The organism is Streptomyces buecherae (assembly GCF_014295035.1).
Classification (GTDB): domain Bacteria; phylum Actinomycetota; class Actinomycetes; order Streptomycetales; family Streptomycetaceae; genus Streptomyces; species Streptomyces youssoufiensis.
Genome location: NZ_CP060404.1, coordinates 6,436,456 through 6,454,423, shown reverse-complemented (window position 1 = coordinate 6,454,423; position 17,968 = coordinate 6,436,456). Strand labels below are relative to the sequence as shown.

15 protein-coding genes and 1 pseudogene are annotated in these 17,968 nt (G+C 73.8%); 11 read left to right on the top strand and 5 right to left on the bottom strand.

The genetic code is table 11. The features are described 5' to 3' along the window. Positions 1-303 precede the first annotated feature (303 nt). From H7H31_RS25575 to H7H31_RS25560, 4 genes and pseudogenes are all read left to right on the top strand, one after another. Entirely contained in the window at positions 304-1,737 is a 1,434-nt protein-coding gene (locus H7H31_RS25575; protein WP_187064050.1) for a sensor histidine kinase, read from the top strand. A 70-nt stretch (positions 1,738-1,807) separates the two neighbouring features. Beyond that, complete coding sequence (locus H7H31_RS25570; RefSeq protein ID WP_176161420.1) at positions 1,808-2,488, top strand: response regulator; 681 nt, start codon at positions 1,808-1,810, stop codon at positions 2,486-2,488. 391 nt (positions 2,489-2,879) lie between these two features. Beyond that, a complete protein-coding gene (locus H7H31_RS25565) occupies positions 2,880-4,346 on the top strand; it encodes an alpha/beta hydrolase (RefSeq protein ID WP_187064049.1) in 1,467 nt (488 codons plus the stop codon). A 322-nt stretch (positions 4,347-4,668) separates the two neighbouring features. After that, a pseudogene (locus H7H31_RS25560) lies at positions 4,669-5,841 on the top strand (acyltransferase family protein); the annotation flags it as partial. 509 nt (positions 5,842-6,350) lie between these two features. Here the strand turns inward: H7H31_RS25560 and H7H31_RS25555 are convergent. Next, on the bottom strand, positions 6,351-7,367 hold the full coding sequence (locus H7H31_RS25555) for an aldo/keto reductase (RefSeq protein ID WP_187064048.1): 1,017 nt from the start codon (positions 7,365-7,367) through the stop codon (positions 6,351-6,353). A gap of 5 nt (positions 7,368-7,372) precedes the next feature. Next, entirely contained in the window at positions 7,373-7,843 is a 471-nt protein-coding gene (locus H7H31_RS25550; RefSeq protein WP_187064047.1) for a MerR family transcriptional regulator, read from the bottom strand. A 255-nt stretch (positions 7,844-8,098) separates the two neighbouring features. On the opposite strand from H7H31_RS25550, the gene H7H31_RS25545 reads away from it, so the two are divergent. Beyond that, complete coding sequence (locus H7H31_RS25545; RefSeq protein ID WP_187064046.1) at positions 8,099-8,917, top strand: serine hydrolase domain-containing protein; 819 nt, start codon at positions 8,099-8,101, stop codon at positions 8,915-8,917. A 270-nt stretch (positions 8,918-9,187) separates the two neighbouring features. Here H7H31_RS25545 and H7H31_RS25540 read toward each other — a convergent pair whose 3' ends face one another. Continuing rightward, complete coding sequence (locus H7H31_RS25540) at positions 9,188-9,859, bottom strand: pirin family protein (protein ID WP_187064045.1); 672 nt, start codon at positions 9,857-9,859, stop codon at positions 9,188-9,190. 70 nt (positions 9,860-9,929) lie between these two features. Here H7H31_RS25540 and H7H31_RS25535 point away from each other — a divergent pair, with 70 nt between their 5' ends. From H7H31_RS25535 to fabF, 5 genes are all read left to right on the top strand, one after another. After that, positions 9,930-11,108 (top strand): PucR family transcriptional regulator, encoded by a 1,179-nt coding sequence (locus tag H7H31_RS25535; protein WP_176161427.1) that lies wholly within the window; start codon positions 9,930-9,932, stop codon positions 11,106-11,108. Between the two features lie 95 nt (positions 11,109-11,203). Beyond that, positions 11,204-12,145, top strand: coding sequence for an ACP S-malonyltransferase (locus H7H31_RS25530; RefSeq protein ID WP_187064044.1), 942 nt, complete (start codon positions 11,204-11,206; stop codon positions 12,143-12,145). A 13-nt stretch (positions 12,146-12,158) separates the two neighbouring features. Next, the gene (locus H7H31_RS25525) at positions 12,159-13,172 is read left to right on the top strand and encodes a ketoacyl-ACP synthase III (RefSeq protein WP_187064043.1); all 1,014 of its coding nucleotides are present in this window, start codon (positions 12,159-12,161) and stop codon (positions 13,170-13,172) included. 96 nt (positions 13,173-13,268) lie between these two features. Next, a complete protein-coding gene (locus H7H31_RS25520) occupies positions 13,269-13,517 on the top strand; it encodes an acyl carrier protein (RefSeq protein WP_176161430.1) in 249 nt (82 codons plus the stop codon). A gap of 66 nt (positions 13,518-13,583) precedes the next feature. After that, complete coding sequence (fabF, locus tag H7H31_RS25515) at positions 13,584-14,846, top strand: beta-ketoacyl-ACP synthase II (RefSeq protein WP_176161431.1); 1,263 nt, start codon at positions 13,584-13,586, stop codon at positions 14,844-14,846. A gap of 308 nt (positions 14,847-15,154) precedes the next feature. Here fabF and H7H31_RS25510 read toward each other — a convergent pair whose 3' ends face one another. Further along, positions 15,155-15,649, bottom strand: coding sequence for a DUF3145 domain-containing protein (locus tag H7H31_RS25510; RefSeq protein ID WP_187064311.1), 495 nt, complete (start codon positions 15,647-15,649; stop codon positions 15,155-15,157). 322 nt (positions 15,650-15,971) lie between these two features. On the opposite strand from H7H31_RS25510, the gene H7H31_RS25505 reads away from it, so the two are divergent. After that, positions 15,972-16,871 (top strand): SGNH/GDSL hydrolase family protein, encoded by a 900-nt coding sequence (locus H7H31_RS25505; RefSeq protein ID WP_232110076.1) that lies wholly within the window; start codon positions 15,972-15,974, stop codon positions 16,869-16,871. 193 nt (positions 16,872-17,064) lie between these two features. On the opposite strand, the gene H7H31_RS25500 is transcribed toward H7H31_RS25505, so the two are convergent. Then, entirely contained in the window at positions 17,065-17,919 is an 855-nt protein-coding gene (locus H7H31_RS25500) for an EI24 domain-containing protein (RefSeq protein WP_187064309.1), read from the bottom strand. Between the last annotated feature and the right edge of the window lie 49 nt (positions 17,920-17,968).

The following is a 17,968-nucleotide window of genomic DNA, read 5'->3' as shown; positions in this document are numbered from 1 at the left end:
ACACACGGCGTGCGGCGGTCCGTGGCGCGCGGCGGTTCACGTCGTACGAGGGTGCACGTCGTGCGCCGCCCCACGTCGAGCGGTGGCCCGCGTTCCGGCGCTAGCCCGTGTCGGGCGGTGGCCGGCGGCACCGAGCAGCGGTGACGGCGTGCGCGGCGCGTCTCGGCCGGGGGGTCGGGCGCGCCGCGGCGTCGTCCCGTCGCGGGGGCCGCGCCCCGGCGGGCCGACCTCACGGACGTATCGGGCGTCACCGCACGTGGGGCCGCGCGACCCCGGATGGTCAGGCCATACGCTGGGCACGTCATGTCCACCGCACCCCCCTCCCCCGTACCGCCGTCCGGCGGTGAGCCGCGCACGCCGCCGTGGCAGCGAGCGCGTGCCGCGGCGCTTCGTGTGCTGCGTGACGTCGTGCACGACCTGACCACGCCCGCCGAACCGCCGCCGGCGCGGCCAGCGCCCGGTGAACGGCGCTGGCCGCACCGGCTGCCCTACTTCCTCCTCGGCGTGCTCACGGCGATCCTGTTGCCGGTCACGGGGACGGTGCTGACCAACAACTACGGCCTGCATCCGGCGGCCTCCGGGGTGCTGGCCGTCACGCAGGTCACGCCGCTGTTGCTGACGGTGCGCCGACCGCTCCAGGCGTGGTGGATCATCTTCCCGGCCGACGTGGTGGGCGGGTTCGCGCTGCTGGCGGTGCCCGGCCAGGAGCAGCCCTGGCCCTGGACGCCGATGGTGATCATCGGCTACCTGGCGCTGGCGCTCGCGCTGGGGCTGCGCGAGGGGCGGCGCACGCTGGTCACCGTCTGGCTGTTGAGCGGGGCGGTCGGCGCGCTGTTCGAGCTGGTCTCGCAGGACCGCAGCGACGGCTCGCCCGTGCTGCTGTTCGTACTCGGCGGCATCATGCTGCTGATCGGCGGCACGGTGCGGGAGCGCCGCGACGCCCAGCGGCGACTGGCCGAGGTGGAGACGATCAGCGAGGCGGAGCGCGCCCGCCGCACGCTGCTTGAGGAGCGCGCGCGCATCGCCCGCGAGCTGCACGACGTGGTGGCACACCACATGTCGGTGATCACCGTGCAGGCGGACAGCGCTCCGTACCGCATCGAGGAGTTGCCGCCGCAGGCGCGCGAGGAGTTCGGCACCATCGCGGCGATGGCCCGCGAGTCGCTGACCGAGATGCGTCGGCTGCTCGGCGTGTTGCGCAGCGACGGCGCCGGCAACGATCCCGAGCGCATGCCGCAGCCGGGGCTGAGCCGGGTGCCGCAGCTCGTGGAGGCGACGTTGCGGGCCGGGGTGCCGGTGGAGTGGGAGATCCCGGAGGCGGTGAGCCGGCTCGGTCCGCTCCCGCAGGCCGTGGAGCTGTCGGCGTACCGGATCGTGCAGGAGGCGCTGGCCAACGTCGTACGGCACGCGCCGGGCGCCCCCACGCACGTGTCGCTGACCACGACCGGCAGCCATCTGGGCGTGCTGGTGATCAACTACGCGCCGCCCGAGCCGGCGTCGGTGCCGCTGGAGACCGCGGGCACCGGCCACGGTCTGGTGGGCATGCGCGAACGCGTGCGGCTCGTCGGCGGCACCGTGGACATCGGGCCGCTGCCCGACGGGGGGTTCCGCGTGGCGGCCCGCCTGCCGCTATCGGCACACGGCGCGGGGGCGGAGTCCGGGTCGGACCGCTCGGCCGCGGGCCCCGAAGAGGTGGAGATCCCGCGGACTCCCTCCCCGCCCGCCCCGGACGGCTAGTCTCCGCACGGGCCCCCGGCGGGGCCGCGCCCGGCAGAGCAGCCCGCGAGATAAAGGACCCCAGGAATCCATGACCACCCGCGTGATCATCGTTGACGATCAGGCCATGGTGCGGGCGGGCTTCGCCGCGCTCCTCGCCACGCAGAGCGACATCGACGTCGTCGGCGAGGCCCCGGACGGGAAGCAGGGGGTCGAGGTCAGCCGGTCCACGCACCCCGACGTGGTGCTCATGGATGTCCGGATGCCCGAGATGGACGGGCTGGAGGCGGCCCGGCAACTCCTGTCGCCGCCGCCGGGCGTCGTGCACCGGCCCAAGGTGTTGATGTTGACCACGTTCGACGTGGACGACTACGTGTACGAGGCGCTGCGCGCGGGCGCCAGCGGCTTCCTCCTCAAGGACGCGCCGCCGGCCGACCTGATCTCGGCGGTACGGATCGTCGCGCGGGGCGAGGCGCTGCTCGCGCCGTCGGTGACCCGCCGCCTGATCGCCGACTTCGCCCGGCAGCGCCCGGCCCCGCGACGTGACCCCGCGCTGCGCCTCCAGGGGCTCACGCCTCGCGAGACGGAGGTCCTGGAGTTGATAGCCCGGGGCCTGTCGAACGCGGAGATCGCCTCGTCCCTCGTGCTGGCCGAGCAGACCGTGAAGAGCCACATCGGCAGGGTGCTGGCCAAGTTGGGGCTGCGCGACCGCGCGCAGGCCGTGATCTTCGCCTACGAGTCGGGCCTGGTCGCCCCCGGCGACGCCCCCTGACCTGGCCGGACGGCGGTGTGGCGGGCGGCGGGCCCGGGCGGCGAAAGCCCGTGGCGGGCGGTTCGATCGGCCCGTCGCGTCCTCCGGTGCCGGGCCGGCCTCGTGGGCCGGCTCCGGCCTGATCGCGCGCCCCCGCCCAGTACGGGCGACCTCCACACCCCCTTTCCCTACTCCCCCGCGCCGGGCCCGGCGACCGGCCCCGTGCTCAGGTGTGCCCCGCTGACCTGGGTGTACGGGAGCGACCCCCTACCCCAGTAGCACCCGGCAATACCCCGGAGCCAACCGCGAGTTGGCTCCGAGGCACGAGGTGTCGCGACCCTTTTGCTTCCTACCTTCCCCTCGCCAGGCCGCCAGGACGGCGCGCGGCCACGGACGAGGGAAGTGAGCGGCGATGGCCCAGCGGGGGCAGCACGACGAGCGGAAGCGGTACGCGCGGGGTGCGGAGGTGCTGGACGCGACGGCCGAGGCACGGCCGGCCGCCGCCGCGGCGTCCCCGTCGTCCACGGCTGGCGCCACTCTCGCCCCGGGCGGGCGGCGCGGGAGGCGGCGCCGCGCGGGGCGGGGCAGACGGACGCTGGTGGCGGTGGCGCTCGCGATCACCACCGTGACCGGCACCGCGGGCTGGGCCGTGGCGCACGAGCAGCCCGCCGTCACCGGCCCGCCACCGGGCGCCGCGGCCTGGCGCGCGGACGACTCGCTGGGCCGCCCGCTGCCCGACCCGGCGACCGCCTCGCCCACCACCGTTGCCCGCTTCTTCGCCGGCCTCACCACCGCCGAGCAGCACACGCTGGCCCAGCGACACCCCCTGATCACCGGCAACCTGGACGGCGCCCCGATCACGCTGCGGTACGCGGCGAACGCGCGCGCCCTCGCGGTCGAGCGGGACCGCGAGTTGGCCCGCGCCCGGGACGACGGGCTGACCTCGCAAGGCCGCGACCGGGCCCGCGACCGGGCCGAGCGCTATGCCGCGCTCCTGGTCGGTGACCGGCAGATCCTCGCGTTCGACCCACGCGACCGAGGCCAGGTCGCGGAGGTCTACGGGGACCTGACCCGGGCCCGCCGCACGGCCGTCATCGTGCCGGGCTCGGACATCGACCTCGGCTCGTACGCCACCCCGACGGCTCCAGCCACGCCATCCCGCGCGGCCACGACCACCGCCGACCGGGCAGACGCTGGCTCCGGCGAGGGGGCGAGCACGCCGCCGGCCGATGCCGAGGCGGCTGCGACACCGATCGGGATGGCCACGTCACTGCGGTCCGAACTGGCACGCCAGGCCCCGCACACCGGCACCGCCGTCATCTCCTGGACCGGTTACTCCACGCCGGTGGGCCTCGGCCTGGACGCGGCGACGGGCCGGCTCGCGCGGGCGGGCGCACCCCGGCTCGACCGGTTCCTGGCGGGGCTGGCAGCCGCCGACGGCGCGCCCGCCGCCCCGCCGACCGTGCTCTGCCACAGCTACGGCTCGGTGGTCTGCGGGCTCGCCGCGCACCGGATCGGCCCCGACGCGTCCGACCTGGTCGTCCTGGGGAGCCCCGGCACCCGCGCGGACAGCGCGGCCGACCTGGAGACCAACGCCAGGGTGTGGGCCGCCAAGGACGGCTCCGACTGGATCGGCAAGATCCCGCACGTCGAGTTGTTCGGCCTCGGCCACGGGGCCGACCCGGCAGATGGCGGCTTCGGCGCCCGCCGGCTGTCCACGGCGCGCGTCGACGGCCACGCGGGGTACTTCGCGCCGAACACCGAGTCGGTGCGCAACTTCGCCCGCATCACGCTGGGCGACTTCGACGCGGTCCGCTGCGCGGTGGACTCCGACAGCACCGCCGCCGACGCTCGGGGGTGCGTCAGTGATCTGCTCTGACCGCGGAACGCCCACCGCAGCGGGACATGGGGACACGGACCACGCGGGCACGGACGACCCCGGTGAGAAGGGCCCTGGTGGGAACGGCCTGGAGGCGGAGGACCCGCAGGGCTCGGGCAGGGAGGAGCCAGGTGCGGACGGGCGGAGTGTGGACGCGCCGGGTGCGGAGGGCCCGGGCGCGCAGGGCACGAACAGGGAGGGGCCAGGTGCGGAGGGGCCAGGTGCCGAGGGGCGAAGTGCGGACGAGCCTGATGCGGAGGGCCCGAGTACGGGCGGCTCCGGCCGCGCCCGCGCCGACGCGCGGCGGGACGCCGGCCGGCCGTTGGCGCGGGCCCGCCGCGCCGCGCGCCGCATCGATGCCGGTACGCCGACCGACCGCGACCGGGCCCTCGACGGGCTGCGGGCGCTGGCGCTGCTGGCCGTCGTCCTCGGGCACTGGTTGCTGGGCGGGCTGACCCGCGGTGACGGCGGGGCGCTGGAGACCGCGAGCCCGCTGGCATCGCTGGGCCAGCTCGCGCCGCTGAGCTGGGTCCTTCAGCTCCTGGGCCTGTTCTTCCTGGTCGGCGGGTACGCGTCCGTGCGCTCGTGGCGCCGGGCGGAGGCCCGTGGCGTGCGCACGGGCCAGTGGCTGTGGGCCCGGCTGGTGCGGTTGGGGCGGCCGGTGGGCGCGCTCGCGGTCGCCTGTGCGGTTCTGGTGGCCGAGCTACACGCCGTGGGCGTGCCCGGCGAGACGCTGCGCACCGCCCTCACGCTGGTGGCACAACCCTTGTGGTTCCTGGCCCTCTACGCCGTCCTCACCGCGCTCACCCCGTACTGCGACCGCGCGGTGCGCCGCGCCGGAGCCTGGTCGGCGGTGCCGCTGCTGCTGTGCGTGGCCGCCGTTGACCTCCTGCGGTACGGGCCGTACGCGCAGTCCGTGCCCTCCTCGGTCGGGCTGCTCAACATGCTGCCTGGCTGGCTGTTCGGCTACCAGCTCGGTGTGGCCTGGGGGCGCGGGCGGCTGGATCGGCGCGGGGGCTGGCTGCTGCTCGTCGGGGGCACGGCGCTGTTCGCGGTGCTGGTCGGCCGGTGCGGCTATCCGGCGAGCATGGTCGGCGTGCCGGGCGCCGACCGCACCAACTCGCATCCGCCTTCCCTGCTGGTGCTCGCGTTGGCCGCCGCGCAGTGCGGGGCCGCGATACTGCTGCGCGGGCCGCTGGCCCGCCTGTTGCGACGCCCGCTGCTGTGGGCCCCGGTCGCGCTGATCAACCTCTCGGCGGTGACGGTGCTCTGCTGGCACCAGTGCGCGCCGCTGGTGCTCGCCGTGCCCGCCGCGTGGCTCGGTGAAGTGCCGGGCTTGGTGGCGGCGCCGGATTCGATGGGTTGGCTGTTGCTGCGCGGTGCCTGGCTTCCGCTGTTCGCCGCGGTCCTGCTGGTCCTGGCGCGGTGGGCCCGCCAGTTCGAGCGAGGCCCGGCCGCCCAGGCCGCCGGGCCGGCGCGGCGCCCGGGCCCCGGGCGGGAGGCGAGGGGTGCGCCCTCCACGCGGGAGGCCGCGCCGACGCCGCCGGCCCGGCCGACGCCGCCAGCCCAGGCGGCGCAACCCGCCCAGGCGGGGCAACCCGCAGAGCCGACAGAGCCGACGCACGGGACCGGGGGAACGCCTCCCCCGCGAACGGCGCTGCCGCCCCCGCGAACGCCGCTGCCGGCCCAGGCCAGACGGTCCGCGCCACCCGAGCGCGAGGCGATACCGTGCCGGCCGCGCCGGCCGTAGTCCCGGTGCCGGCCGTCACCTCACCCACGACCCGTACGACGCGAACGCCCATGCCCGAAGACCCACGCCCGAACGTCGCTGCCCGAACACCGGCCCCCGACCCGCGCCGCGTCCCGGTGGGGATCCGGCTCCGGCTCCGGCCGGCCGCCTGCCAGGCCGCCCCCGGCCCGCTCCCCGTCAGAGGCCGGACCGGCGTGCCCCGCGAGCACCCGGCCCCCCACCGAGGGGTGGCCGCTACTCGCGGCCGAACGCCGTTACTCCCGACCGACCGCCGTGAACGTCATGTCCGCGTAGCGTCCGCCCGTGACCCGGCTGGCGATCGGCTCCAGGGCGGCGAGTTCGGCCGCGTCCAGGGTGAGGTCGGCGGCGGCGAGGTTCTCGTCCAGCCGGGAGCGCTTGCGGGTGCCCGGGATCGGGACCACCGCCAGGTCGTGCACCCGGGACCGCTGGTGCACCCAGGCCAGGGCGACCTGGGCGAGCGTCACCCCGCGCTCCTCGGCGATGCCGCGCACGGGCTCCAGCAGGGCGGCGTTGGCGGCGGCGTTGTCGCCGGTGAAGCGGGGCTGGGTGCGGCGCCAGTCGTCCTCGGCCAGTTCCTGGTCGGCGTGGACGAACGCGCCGGTGAGGAAGCCACGGCCGAGCGGCGAGTACGGCACGAAGGTGACGCCGAGTTCCCGCGCCGCGGCCACCACGCCCTCCTCCACGTCGCGGCTGAACAGGGACCACTCGGACTGCACCGCGGCGATCGGGTGCACGCCGTGCGCGGCGCGCAGTTCGGTGCCGGAGACCTCGCTCAGCCCGAGGTGCTTGACCTTGCCCTCGGTGACGAGTTCGGCCATGGCACCCACGGTCTCCTCGATCGGCACGTCGACGTTACGGCGGTGCATGTAGTAGAGATCCACGTGGTCCACGCCGAGCCGGCGCAGGCTGCCCTCGATGGACTGCCGGATGTAGTCGCGGTCGTTGCGGATCTCCTGGTACGACGGGTCGTCCTCGCGGCGTACGATCGCGAACTTGGTGGCCAGCGTGATCTCGTCGCGGTGGGCCGTGACGAAGGGGGCGAGGAACTCCTCGTTGCGGCCGAAGCCGTAGATGTCGGCCGTGTCGAAGAGCGTGACGCCCCGTTCCAGGGCGTGCTCCAGGGTGGCTCGGGCCTCGGCCTCGTCGGTCGGGCCGTAGGCGTGCGTCATGCCCATGCAGCCCAGCCCCTGCACGCCGACCAGGGGGCCGTCCGTGCCGAGGGTGACGGCCGCGATCTTCTCGTTGCTCATGGCGCTCAGGCCCTCTCCGACGCCCGACGGGCGTCAGCGTAGATGTCGATCTTGTGGTCGAGGATCGCGAGGGTGCCCTGCAGTTCGGCGATGCGGCGCCGTACGTCCTCCCGGTGCGCGGTGAGCAGTTCCTCGCGGTCGGGGAAGGTGTGCTCGCCGGCGCGGACCAGTTCGGCGTAGTGGACCATGTCCGCGACCGGCATGCCGGTCAGTCGGAGCTTGCCGACCAGGTCGAGCCAGTTCAGGTCCCGGTTGCTGTAGCGGCGCTGGCCGGTGTGTGACCGGTCCACGTGTGGCATCAGGCCGATCCGCTCGTACCAGCGCAGCGTGTGCGCGCTGAGTCCGGTCGCGGCGACGACCTCGCTGATCGTGTAGCGGTCCTGGCCGGTCGGCCGTGGATGTACCAGCGGCTGCGCACACGTCGTCACCGCGGCTGCGGGAGCCGTCGTGGCGTATGCGCTGTCCGTCACGGTCATGCCGTCCACCCTTCGCAGGTTGCCTGTCCCTCGCGGCGTCTTCAACGCTAGAGAGTTGGAGTGCACTCCAAGCAAGCGCCGATATTGCGAAGTCATTGCCCGCGGGCCGGTCGAGCACCCCGGCCTCCCCCGCCGGGCCGACCGGACCGGCCGGCCGAACCCGAACCGGCGGGTGGACGGACGAGCGGGCGAGCGGGCCGGCGAGGGCGGGCCCTGTGCGTCGTGCGGCGGGGGCCGGGTCGTAGGCTCGCTGCCATGGAAAGCCTGCGGATCATCGATAACTGGCCGGTCCCCGCCGCGGCGGCGGCCGTCGTACGCGCCGATGGCACCGTGGTCGGGACGCACGGCCCGATCCGTGACCGCTTCCCGCTCGCGTCGGTCACCAAGCCGCTGGTGGCGCTCGCCGCGCTGGTCGCCGTCGAGGAGGGGGCGGTCGAGCTGGACGAGCCGGCCGGTCCGGCCGGGTCCACGGTGCGGCACCTGCTCGCGCACACCTCGGGGCTCGCCTTCGACGAGCACCGTACGATGGCCGGCCCCGGCGAGCGGCGCATCTACTCCAACGCGGGCTTCGAGGTGCTCGGCGAGCACATCGCGGCGGCCACCGACATCCCGTTCCCCGAGTACGTGCGGCAGGCGGTGTTCGAGCCGCTCGGCATGGCCGACAGCGAGTTGGCCGGCTCGCCGGCCAAGGACGCGGTCTCCACCGTGGCCGACCTGGTCGCCCTCGCCGCCGAGTTGCAACGCCCCCGCCTGGTCGCGCGGCAGACCCTCACCGACGCGACGTCCGTGGTCTTCCCGGACCTCGGCGGCGTGCTGCCCGGCTACGGGAACCAGCGGCCGAACGACTGGGGCCTCGGCTTCGAGATCCGCGCGCACAAGTCGCCGCACTGGACGGGCTCCGCCTCATCGCCCGCCACGTTCGGCCACTTCGGGCAGGCCGGCACGTTCCTGTGGGTGGACCCGGCGGCCGGCGCGGCCTGTGTGGCGCTGACGAACCGGGCCTTCGGCCCGTGGGCCATCGAGGCGTGGCCGGTCCTCACCGACGCGGTGCTCGCCGAGTTGGCACGGGCCTGACGCCACGCGCTCACGCACGGGCCGGTGACGGCCGCCGCTCCAGGAGGGCGCGCCGCCACCGGCCCCAGGCCCGGGCCCCCGGAACACCAACCCTCCGACCTGCCGACCCGCCCGCGCCCGACACACCGCCACTCGCGCCACACGCGCCACACGCGACGACCGGCCGCACGCGAAGCCCCGGCGTTCGACGCCCCGGCGCACAAGCCCAGCGCGCGAGCACCGGCAGGCGCCGCCCAACCCCACCCGCCACCGCGGCCGTACCCGCCGGCGCTAGAAGCCGTAGTCGGGCTCCGCGTGCATCTCCCAGACCAGGAACTCCGTCTCGCCCACCGCCGTGCCCCGCAACCCGGGCCGCTCGAACAGGCGCGCGGCGTCCCCCGGGCCCAGCGTCTCGCCCGCCAGCCGCAGGCCGCCGCGCACCACGTGGACGTAGATCGCCGGCGCGTCGGGCAACTCGGTGTGCGCGCCGTCCGCGAGCCGGCGCGGGTGCAGCACCGCCTCGGTGCGCTCCAACGCGTACGGGGTCGCGTCGGCGATGCCCCGTACCACCTCGTACTCCGGTTCGCCGCCCCAGGCCGCGGGCGTCAGCCACATCTGTACGAACCGCAGCGGCCGGCTGCCCTCGTTGCGCTCGCTGTGCCGTACGCCGCTGCCGGCGCTCAGTCGCTGCACGTCGCCGGGGCGGACAACCGTCCGGTGCCCGGTGGAGTCCTCGTGGGTGAGCTCTCCCTCGATCACCCACGTGACGATCTCCAGGTCGCGGTGTGGGTGCTCGTCGAACCCGGCGCCGGGCGCGAGGTGCTCCTCGTTGCACGCCGCCAGCAGTCCGAACCGCACGTTGTCCGGGTCGTAGAAACCCGAGAAGGAGAAGGCATGCCAGGTCTCGACACCCGGTTCGGCTCCGCCCCGGTAGCGCTCGTCAGCCCGTCGCACCCACGTCATCGGCCCACGGTAGCCCCTGCGCGGACCCCGTGCCCCCGCGCACCCCACCCGATAAGGCAGGCTTGTCTCCGTGCCTGAACCCGCATCCGCTACTCCGCACCCGCATCCCGCAACGCTCCGCCGATTGGAGAAGTCGTCCGGCAAGCTCGCGGCGGTCGCCATCGCCCGCATGGACGAGCAGCTCCCGTGGTATCGGGCGATGCCACCCGAGAACCGCTCCTGGATCGGTCTGGTCGCCCAGGCCGGTATCGCGGCGTTCACGGAGTGGTTCCGGCATCCCGAGACGCCGCAGGCCATCAGCACCGACGTGTTCGGCACCGCGCCCAGGGAGCTGACCCGGGCGATCACGCTGCGGCAGACCGTGGAGATGGTCCGTACGACCATCGAGGTCATGGAGTCGGCCATCGACGAGGTCGCGGCGCCCGGCGACGAGTCGGTGCTGCGCGAGGCGGTCCTGGTCTACGCGCGGGAGATCGCGTTCGCGACGGCCCAGGTGTACGCGCAGGCCGCCGAGGCCCGGGGCGCCTGGGACGCCCGGCTCGAATCGCTGGTGGTCAACGCGGTGCTCTCCGGCGAGGCGGACGAGGGCGCCCTCTCGCGGGCCGCGGCGCTCGGCTGGACCTCGCCCGAGTCGGTGTGCGTGGTGCTCGGCACGGCCCCCAGCGGCAACAGCGAGTTGACGGTGGAGGCCATCCGGCGCGCCGCCCGGCACGCCAAGGTGCAGGTGCTGACCGGGGTGCTCGGCGAGCGGCTGGTGGTCATCGCGGGCGGATCGGACAATCCGCTCCAGACGGCGAAGGCCCTCATCGGCCCGTTCGCGCCCGGCCCCGTGGTCGCCGGCCCGGTGGTGGGCGACCTGGTGTCGGCGACCCGTTCGGCCGGGGCGGCAGCGGCCGGCCTGAAGGCGAGCGCGGCCTGGCCGGACGCTCCGCGACCGGTTCTCGCGGACGATCTCCTGCCCGAACGAGCGATGGCGGGCGACCCTGCCGCTCGTGAACAGCTAGTGGAGGAGATCTACAGACCGTTGAGCGAGGCGGGCTCGGCACTCCTGGAAACGCTGAGCGTGTACCTGGAGCAGGCGAGCAGCCTGGAGGGCGCCGCCCGGATGTTGTTCGTGCACCCCAACACCGTGCGCTACCGGCTCCGACGTGTGACCGACGTCACCGGATGGTCCCCGTCTGACGTGCGGTCGGCGTTCACGCTGCGTATCGCGCTCATCCTGGGGCGGCTGACCGACGCCGGAACGTGAGTCCAGGGTTTTGTCCAAGCCCCACAATTCCCCACACGGTTCTTCGTCCCTGTCCCCACGGGCGTTCGGGACCCCGCACAAGAGAGAGTGTGAGAGTGCTCGTACTCGTCGCTCCCGGCCAAGGCGCTCAGACGCCCGGCTTCCTCACCCCCTGGCTCGAACTTCCCGGCGTTGAGGACCAGCTCCGCGCCTGGTCCACCGTCCTCGACCTCGACCTCGTCCACTACGGCACGGAGGCCGACGAGGACGAGATCCGGGACACCGCCGTGGCGCAGCCGCTGCTCGTGGCCGCCGCGCTGGTCTCGGCCCAGCAGCTCTTCCCGACCGCGGAGGACTTCTCCGCGAAGGTGGGCGTGGCGGCCGGGCACAGCGTCGGCGAGGTGACCGCGGCGGCGCTGACCGGCGTGCTGTCGACCGTGGACGCGCTGCGCCTGGTGCGCAAGCGCGGCCTGGCGATGGCCGAGGCCGCGGCGGTGACCGAGACCGGCATGGCCGCCCTGCTCGGCGGCGACCAGGACGTGGTCCTGCCGCACCTGGAGAAGCTGGGCCTGACGCCGGCGAACGTGAACGGCGCGGGCCAGATCGTGGCCGCCGGCACCGCCGAGCAGCTCGCCGCGCTCGCCGCGGACAAGCCGGAGGGCACCCGCAAGGTCGTGCCGCTCAAGGTGGCCGGTGCCTTCCACACCCGGCACATGGCGCCCGCCGTCGACGCCCTGGCGTCCGCCGCGACCCAGCTCGTGCCCGCCGACCCGCACACCCGATACGTGTCCAACAAGGACGGCCAGCTCGTCGCCGATGGCAAGGACGTCATCGACCGGCTGGTCGGACAGGTCGCCAGCCCCGTGCGCTGGGACCTGTGCATGGAGACCTTCAGCGCACTCGGCGCCACCGCCCTCATCGAGGTGGCGCCCGGTGGAGCCCTGACCGGGCTGGCCAAGCGCGCGCTACCCGGCGTGCGGCACGTGGCGCTGAAGAAGCCGGACCACCTCGAAGCGGCCCGCACGCTGATCGCCGAGCACGCTGTCCCGGCCGAATAGGAGTCCTCAGAGCATGACGTCGAAGATCAAGCCCGCCAAGGGCCACCCGTACGCGCGCATTCTCGGCGTCGGCGGCTACCGCCCGACCCGGGTGGTGCCGAACGAGGAGATCCTCAAGCACATCGACTCGTCGGACGAGTGGATTCGTTCGCGCTCCGGCATCGCCACCCGGCACTGGGCCGGCCCGGAGGAGACCGTGGCCGCCATGTCCGTGGAGGCCGGCGGCAAGGCGATCGCCGACGCCGGAATAACCCCGGACCAGATCGGTGCCGTGATCGTCTCGACGGTCTCGCACTTCAAGCAGACCCCGGCCATCGCCACCGAGATCGCGCACCGCCTGGGCACCGGCAAGCCCGCCGCGTTCGACATCTCCGCCGGCTGCGCCGGTTTCGGGTACGGCCTGACGCTGGCCAAGGGCCTGATCGTCGAGGGCAGCGCGGAGTACGTGCTGGTGCTCGGCGTGGAGCGGCTGTCCGACCTGACGGACCTGACGGACCGCGCGACGGCGTTCCTGTTCGGCGACGGCGCCGGCGCCGTGGTGGTCGGCCCGGCGAAGGAGCCCGGCATCGGCCCCACGGTCTGGGGCTCGGAGGGTGACAAGTCGAACACCATCATGCAGACCGAGTCGTGGGAGGTCTTCAAGGACGCCCAGGACCGCAACGAGGTCCGCTACCCGGCCATCACCCAGGAGGGCCAGGCGGTCTTCCGCTGGGCCGTCTACGAGATGGCCAAGGTCGCCCAGCAGGCCCTGGACCAGGCCGGCGTGCAGGCCGAGGACCTCGACGTCTTCATCCCGCACCAGGCCAACATGCGCATCATCGACTCGATGATCAAGACTCTCAAGCTGCCGGAGCACGTCACGGTCGCCCGTGACGTGGAGTCCACCGGCAACACCTCGGCAGCCTCCATCCCGCTCGCCATGGAGCGGCTGTTGGCCACCGGCCAGGCGAAGAGCGGCGACACCGCTCTCGTCATCGGCTTCGGGGCGGGTCTCGTCTACGCCGCCACGGTCGTTACCCTCCCCTAGGTCCGTACGATCGACCCGCGGATCCACCGCTTCACCGCAGCCCGGAACCCTCGGGGCTGCACACCTCATCGCACAACATCGAAGGAGAGCGCCAACATGGCCGCCACTCAGGAAGAGATCGTCGCCGGTCTCGCAGAGATCGTGAACGAGATCGCCGGTATCCCGGCCGAGGACGTCCAGGTGGACAAGTCCTTCACCGACGACCTGGACGTCGACTCGCTGTCCATGGTCGAGGTCGTCGTCGCCGCCGAGGAGCGCTTCGACGTCAAGATCCCGGACGACGACGTCAAGAACCTCAAGACCGTCGGCGACGCGACGAACTACATCCTCAAGCACCAGTCCTGAGGCACCGCCTGTCGCCACCCGAGCGGTGGCGTATTCCGCACCTCTACCCGTGGAGAAAGAATTCCTGTGAACGCGACCAATCGCACGGTGGTCGTCACCGGTATCGGCGCAACCACACCGCTGGGTGGCGACAGCGCGTCATTCTGGGAGGGTCTGCTCGCCGGGCGCTCCGGCGTCAGCCCCCTCACGCAGGACTGGGCGGCCGAGCTGCCCGTCCAGATCGCGGCGCAGATCGCCGTGGACCCCGGTGAGTCCATCCCCCGGCCGCAGGCCAGGAAGCTCGACCGGTCGGCGCAGTTCGCGCTGATCGCGGCCCGCGAGGCGTGGGCGGACGCCGGGTACACCGGCAAGGCCGGGGCCGAGGCGGCCGTCAACCCCGACCGGCTCGGCGCGGTCATCGCGTCCGGCATCGGCGGGGTCACCACCCTGCTCGGCCAGTACGACATCCTGCGGGAGCAGGGCGTGCGGAAGGTCTCCCCGCACACCGTGCCCATGCTCATGCCGAACAGCCCGGCGGCCAACGTCGGACTCGAGGTCAACGCGCAGGCCGGCGTGCACACCCCGGTGAGCGCGTGCGCCTCCGGCGCCGAGGCCATCGGCTACGCCATCGAGATGATCCGCAGCGGGCGCGCCGACGTCGTCGTCGCGGGCGGCACCGAGGCGGCCATCCACCCGCTGCCCATCGCCGCCTTCGGCAACATGATGGCGATGACCAAGAACAACGAGGACCCCGAGGGTGCCTCGCGCCCCTACGACACGGGCCGGGACGGCTTCGTGCTCGGCGAGGGCGCCGGCGTCGTGGTCCTGGAGTCGGCCGAGCACGCCGCGCAGCGCGGCGCCACGGTCTACTGCGAGGCCGTCGGGCAGGGCCTGTCCGCCGACAGCCACCACATCGCGCAGCCCGAGCCCTCCGGCAGCGGCATCGCCAACGCCCTGCAGAACCTGCTCGACGGCACCGACCTCGACCCCGCCACGATCACGCACATCAACGCGCACGCCACCTCCACGCCGCTGGGCGACGTGGCGGAGCTCAAGGCGCTGCGCAAGGTGTTCGGCGACGACGTCGACCACATGGCCGTCTCGGCGACCAAGTCGATGACCGGCCACCTGCTCGGCGGCGCGGGCGGCATCGAGACCGTCGCGACGGTACTGGCGCTCAAGCACCGGACCGCCCCGCCGACGATCAACATCTCCGAACTCGACCCGGAGGTGGACGGGGACATCGTGCGCGACGAGCCGCGCGCGCTGCCCGAGGGCACCATCGCGGCGCTGAACAACTCGTTCGGCTTCGGCGGCCACAACGTGGCGCTCGCCTTCCGCACGGTCTGACCCCGCCGCCGCCCCTGTGTGACGGCGGCGGCCCCGCTCGACGGCGACCCCGCGGCAACGGCCCTGTGTGACGGCGGCGGCCCCGCTCGACGGCGTACGCCGAAGCGCCCGTCCGGTCTCGACGACCGGACGGGCGCTTCGGCGTTTCGGCGTACCGGGCAGGTGACACGCGGCGAACGTCCCACGGACGGTGTCCGGGGCGTACGGCGGGAAGGGCGGGCGCCCCCGCCCCGGGCGGCCCGCGGCGCGCGCCCCGCACAGCGCGACGCCACGCCCGCCCGTCGGCCCGTGTCGCGGACCGTGCCGGCTCAGACGACCTGGTGCAGCCAGCGCACCGGGGCGCCCTCGCCGGCGTACCGGAACGGCTCAAGCTCGTCGTCCCACGGCTTGCCCAGCAGTCGGGTGAGTTCTGCGGCGAGTTCGCTCTCGCCGCGCGAGGCGCGGCCGAGCGCGGCGCGCAGCCGGTCCTCGGGGATCAGGATGTCGCCGTGCATGCCGGTGACGGCGTGGAAGATGCCCAGCTCCGGCGTGGAGCTGTAGCGCTCACCCTCGGCCGTGGCGCACGGCTCGGCGGTCACCTCAAAGCGCAGCAGGTGCCAACCGCGCAGCGCGGAGGCGAGCTTGGACGCGGTGCCGGCCTGGCCCTGCCAGGAGAACTCGGCGCGCCAGGTGCCGGGCGCGGCGGGCTGTCTGATCCAGTCCAGGGTGACGCGCACGCCGAGCACGCCCGCGATGGCCCATTCGACGTGCGGGCACAGCGCGCGCGGGGCGGAGTGAACGTACAGAACTCCACGTGTCGTCACCGGGACCTCCAGTGCGGTTCGAGGTTCGCCTTCCCCAGCGGCCTCGCGTTCCGTACCGGCCTGAGCCCAGGACAGCAGCCATTCTGCCCCAATGATCACACCCGCACCAGCCCCCGAGGCTACCTGCAGTAAACACTACTGGGGGTAATTCTCTCGAAATGGGACAGGAAATGACGCGATGTAATCTGCCGGCACGGAAACGCATGCTCCCACGATTGGCGCCCACCTCACACGGGCAAAGCTACCGCGCAGCGACACCGGGGGGATGACGTACCGTCGGTCTCGGATACATATCATTGCGCGGCCCGAGAGGGGAACAGCGGTGCGGGATCACGCTCAGTCAACTCGTCTGCGGCGCTCCACCGCAGCTACCGCCCTGCTGGCGTGCGCGGCGCTGCTCGCGGGGTGTACGAGCGACTCCGGCGATGCCGGCGCCAAGAGCGCCCGGTCGGGGGCCAACCGCCCCGCCGCGAAACCCACTCCGACGTGGGACCCCCGACCGAGTTCGATCGCCTCGGTCGGTGACTCGATCAGCCGCGGCTTCGACGCCTGTTCGGTGCTCTCCGACTGCCCGGAGGCGTCCTGGTCCACCGGCATGGACGTGGACAGCCTGGCCCGGCAACTGCTGCCGAACCCGCAGCGGCGCACCTGGAACTACGCCAAGACCGGCGCGGTGATGGCGGACCTGCCGGCCCAGGTCAGCGCGGCCACGGCCAAGCGGCCCGAGCTGGTCACCGTGCTGATCGGCGCCAACGACGCCTGCCAGGACACGGTCGCCCAGATGACGCCGGTGGCCGACTTCCGGGCCGACTTCGCCGCCTCGCTGGGCGCGCTGCGCCGCGCGCTGCCCAAGACGCAGGTGTACGTGGCGAGCGTGCCCGACCTCAAGCGGCTGTGGTCCGAGGGCCGCAAGGACGCGGTCCGGCGCCAGGTGTGGAAGCTGGGCATCTGCCCCTCGATGCTGCGCGACGCGCAGTCCACCCACGAACGGGCCAACGACCGGCGCGAGCAGGTACACCAACGGGTGCGGGACTACAACCAGGTGCTGCGCGAGGAGTGCGCCAAGGTCGTGCTCTGCCGCTACGACAAGGCGGTGCACGACTACCGCTTCACGAGTGACGAGCTGAGCAAGTGGGACTGGTTCCACCCCAGCAAGGAGGGCCAGCAGAAGCTGGCCACCCTGGCCTACACCGAGATCACCCGCCGCGACGGCGGCGCCTAGCCCGGCCCCGGGGCCGCCCCGAACCACCCCAGCGGGCGTACGACACAAGGGAGTTGCCCCGCTCCCCCGGCCCCACCCCGAGCGCGGACGCCCCAGCGAGGGCGGGCGCGCCACCCGTACCGGGTCAGCGCGGGGCGGCGCGGCAGGGTCAGCCGTACGGGTCATGTCGTGTGGCCCGGACGCGCCGCGCGACTCAGCCGTACGGGGTGGGTCCCCCGGGGCCGTGCGGCGCGCCCGTACCCGTACCGCCCGTACCGGCGCCGCCCGTGCCCGCCGTGGCCTCGCCCGGGGCCGGTCCCTCCTCGGAGGTCGGTTCGCCGAGCAGGTCGCGGGCGAGCAGCGTCGCCCCGGCCACGGCGCCGGGCATCACGATCACGGCGGCCAGCGGCACCAGGAAGAGCAGGGTCAGCGGCACGCCGAAGCCGAGGACGAGCAGCTTGCGGGAGCGCAGCAGCCGCAGCCGCTCGGCGAGCGGGACCCGACGGCGGGCGAGGGCGACGGCGGCCAGTTCCTCGGTGAGGAAGAAGCCGGAGACGCAGAAGCCGATGGCGGGGATCGCGGTCTGCCCGATCACGGGCAGGAAGCCCGCCGCGAACAGCACCGTCCCCCACAGCGCGACGCGCACGAGGACGGCCGTGCTCTCCCGCGCGGAGATGAGCAGTTCGCGCCAGAGCGGCAGCCCCGACGAGGGGACCTGGCCGTCGATGGCCGCGTCCACGCGTTCGGAGAGCGACTCGTAGAACGGCTGGCCCACCAGGAGGGTGACGGCGGTGAAGGTGATCAGCGCCAGGAGCAGGCAGCCGCCGAAGAACAACACGGCCAGCGCGCCACGGAAGAGGCCGAGCCAGGGCGTGCCCCAGTCGTCGGCGAAGGGCGTCAGCCAGGCGATGACGTCGTCGGTCCACCAACCGAGCGCGATCAGCGCGGCGACGTACCCCACCAGGGTGATCAGGGCCGGCACCATGCCCAGCCCCCACGAGCGGGGGTGGCGGGCCACCCAACGCTGACCCTTCATCAGATAGCCCAAGCCGGCCGCCAGATCTCGCATGGGCGCAGCTTAGGCGGTGACCGGTCGGAAGACCGTCGGGGGCCCTGGC

Excerpts from the sequence above, each read along its gene's own strand:
- H7H31_RS25570 (WP_176161420.1), top strand. The coding sequence starts at position 1,808 with ATGACCACCCGCGTGATCATCGTTGACGATCAGGCCATGGTGCGGGCG.
- H7H31_RS25575 (WP_187064050.1), top strand. The coding sequence starts at position 304 with ATGTCCACCGCACCCCCCTCCCCCGTACCGCCGTCCGGCGGTGAGCCG.
- H7H31_RS25550 (WP_187064047.1), bottom strand. The coding sequence starts at position 7,843 with ATGACCGTGACGGACAGCGCATACGCCACGACGGCTCCCGCAGCCGCG.
- H7H31_RS25525 (WP_187064043.1), top strand. The coding sequence starts at position 12,159 with ATGACGTCGAAGATCAAGCCCGCCAAGGGCCACCCGTACGCGCGCATT.
- H7H31_RS25500 (WP_187064309.1), bottom strand. The coding sequence starts at position 17,919 with ATGCGAGATCTGGCGGCCGGCTTGGGCTATCTGATGAAGGGTCAGCGT.
- H7H31_RS25540 (WP_187064045.1), bottom strand. The coding sequence starts at position 9,859 with ATGACGTGGGTGCGACGGGCTGACGAGCGCTACCGGGGCGGAGCCGAA.
- H7H31_RS25545 (WP_187064046.1), top strand. The coding sequence starts at position 8,099 with ATGGAAAGCCTGCGGATCATCGATAACTGGCCGGTCCCCGCCGCGGCG.
- H7H31_RS25565 (WP_187064049.1), top strand. The coding sequence starts at position 2,880 with ATGGCCCAGCGGGGGCAGCACGACGAGCGGAAGCGGTACGCGCGGGGT.
- H7H31_RS25555 (WP_187064048.1), bottom strand. The coding sequence starts at position 7,367 with ATGAGCAACGAGAAGATCGCGGCCGTCACCCTCGGCACGGACGGCCCC.
- H7H31_RS25520 (WP_176161430.1), top strand. The coding sequence starts at position 13,269 with ATGGCCGCCACTCAGGAAGAGATCGTCGCCGGTCTCGCAGAGATCGTG.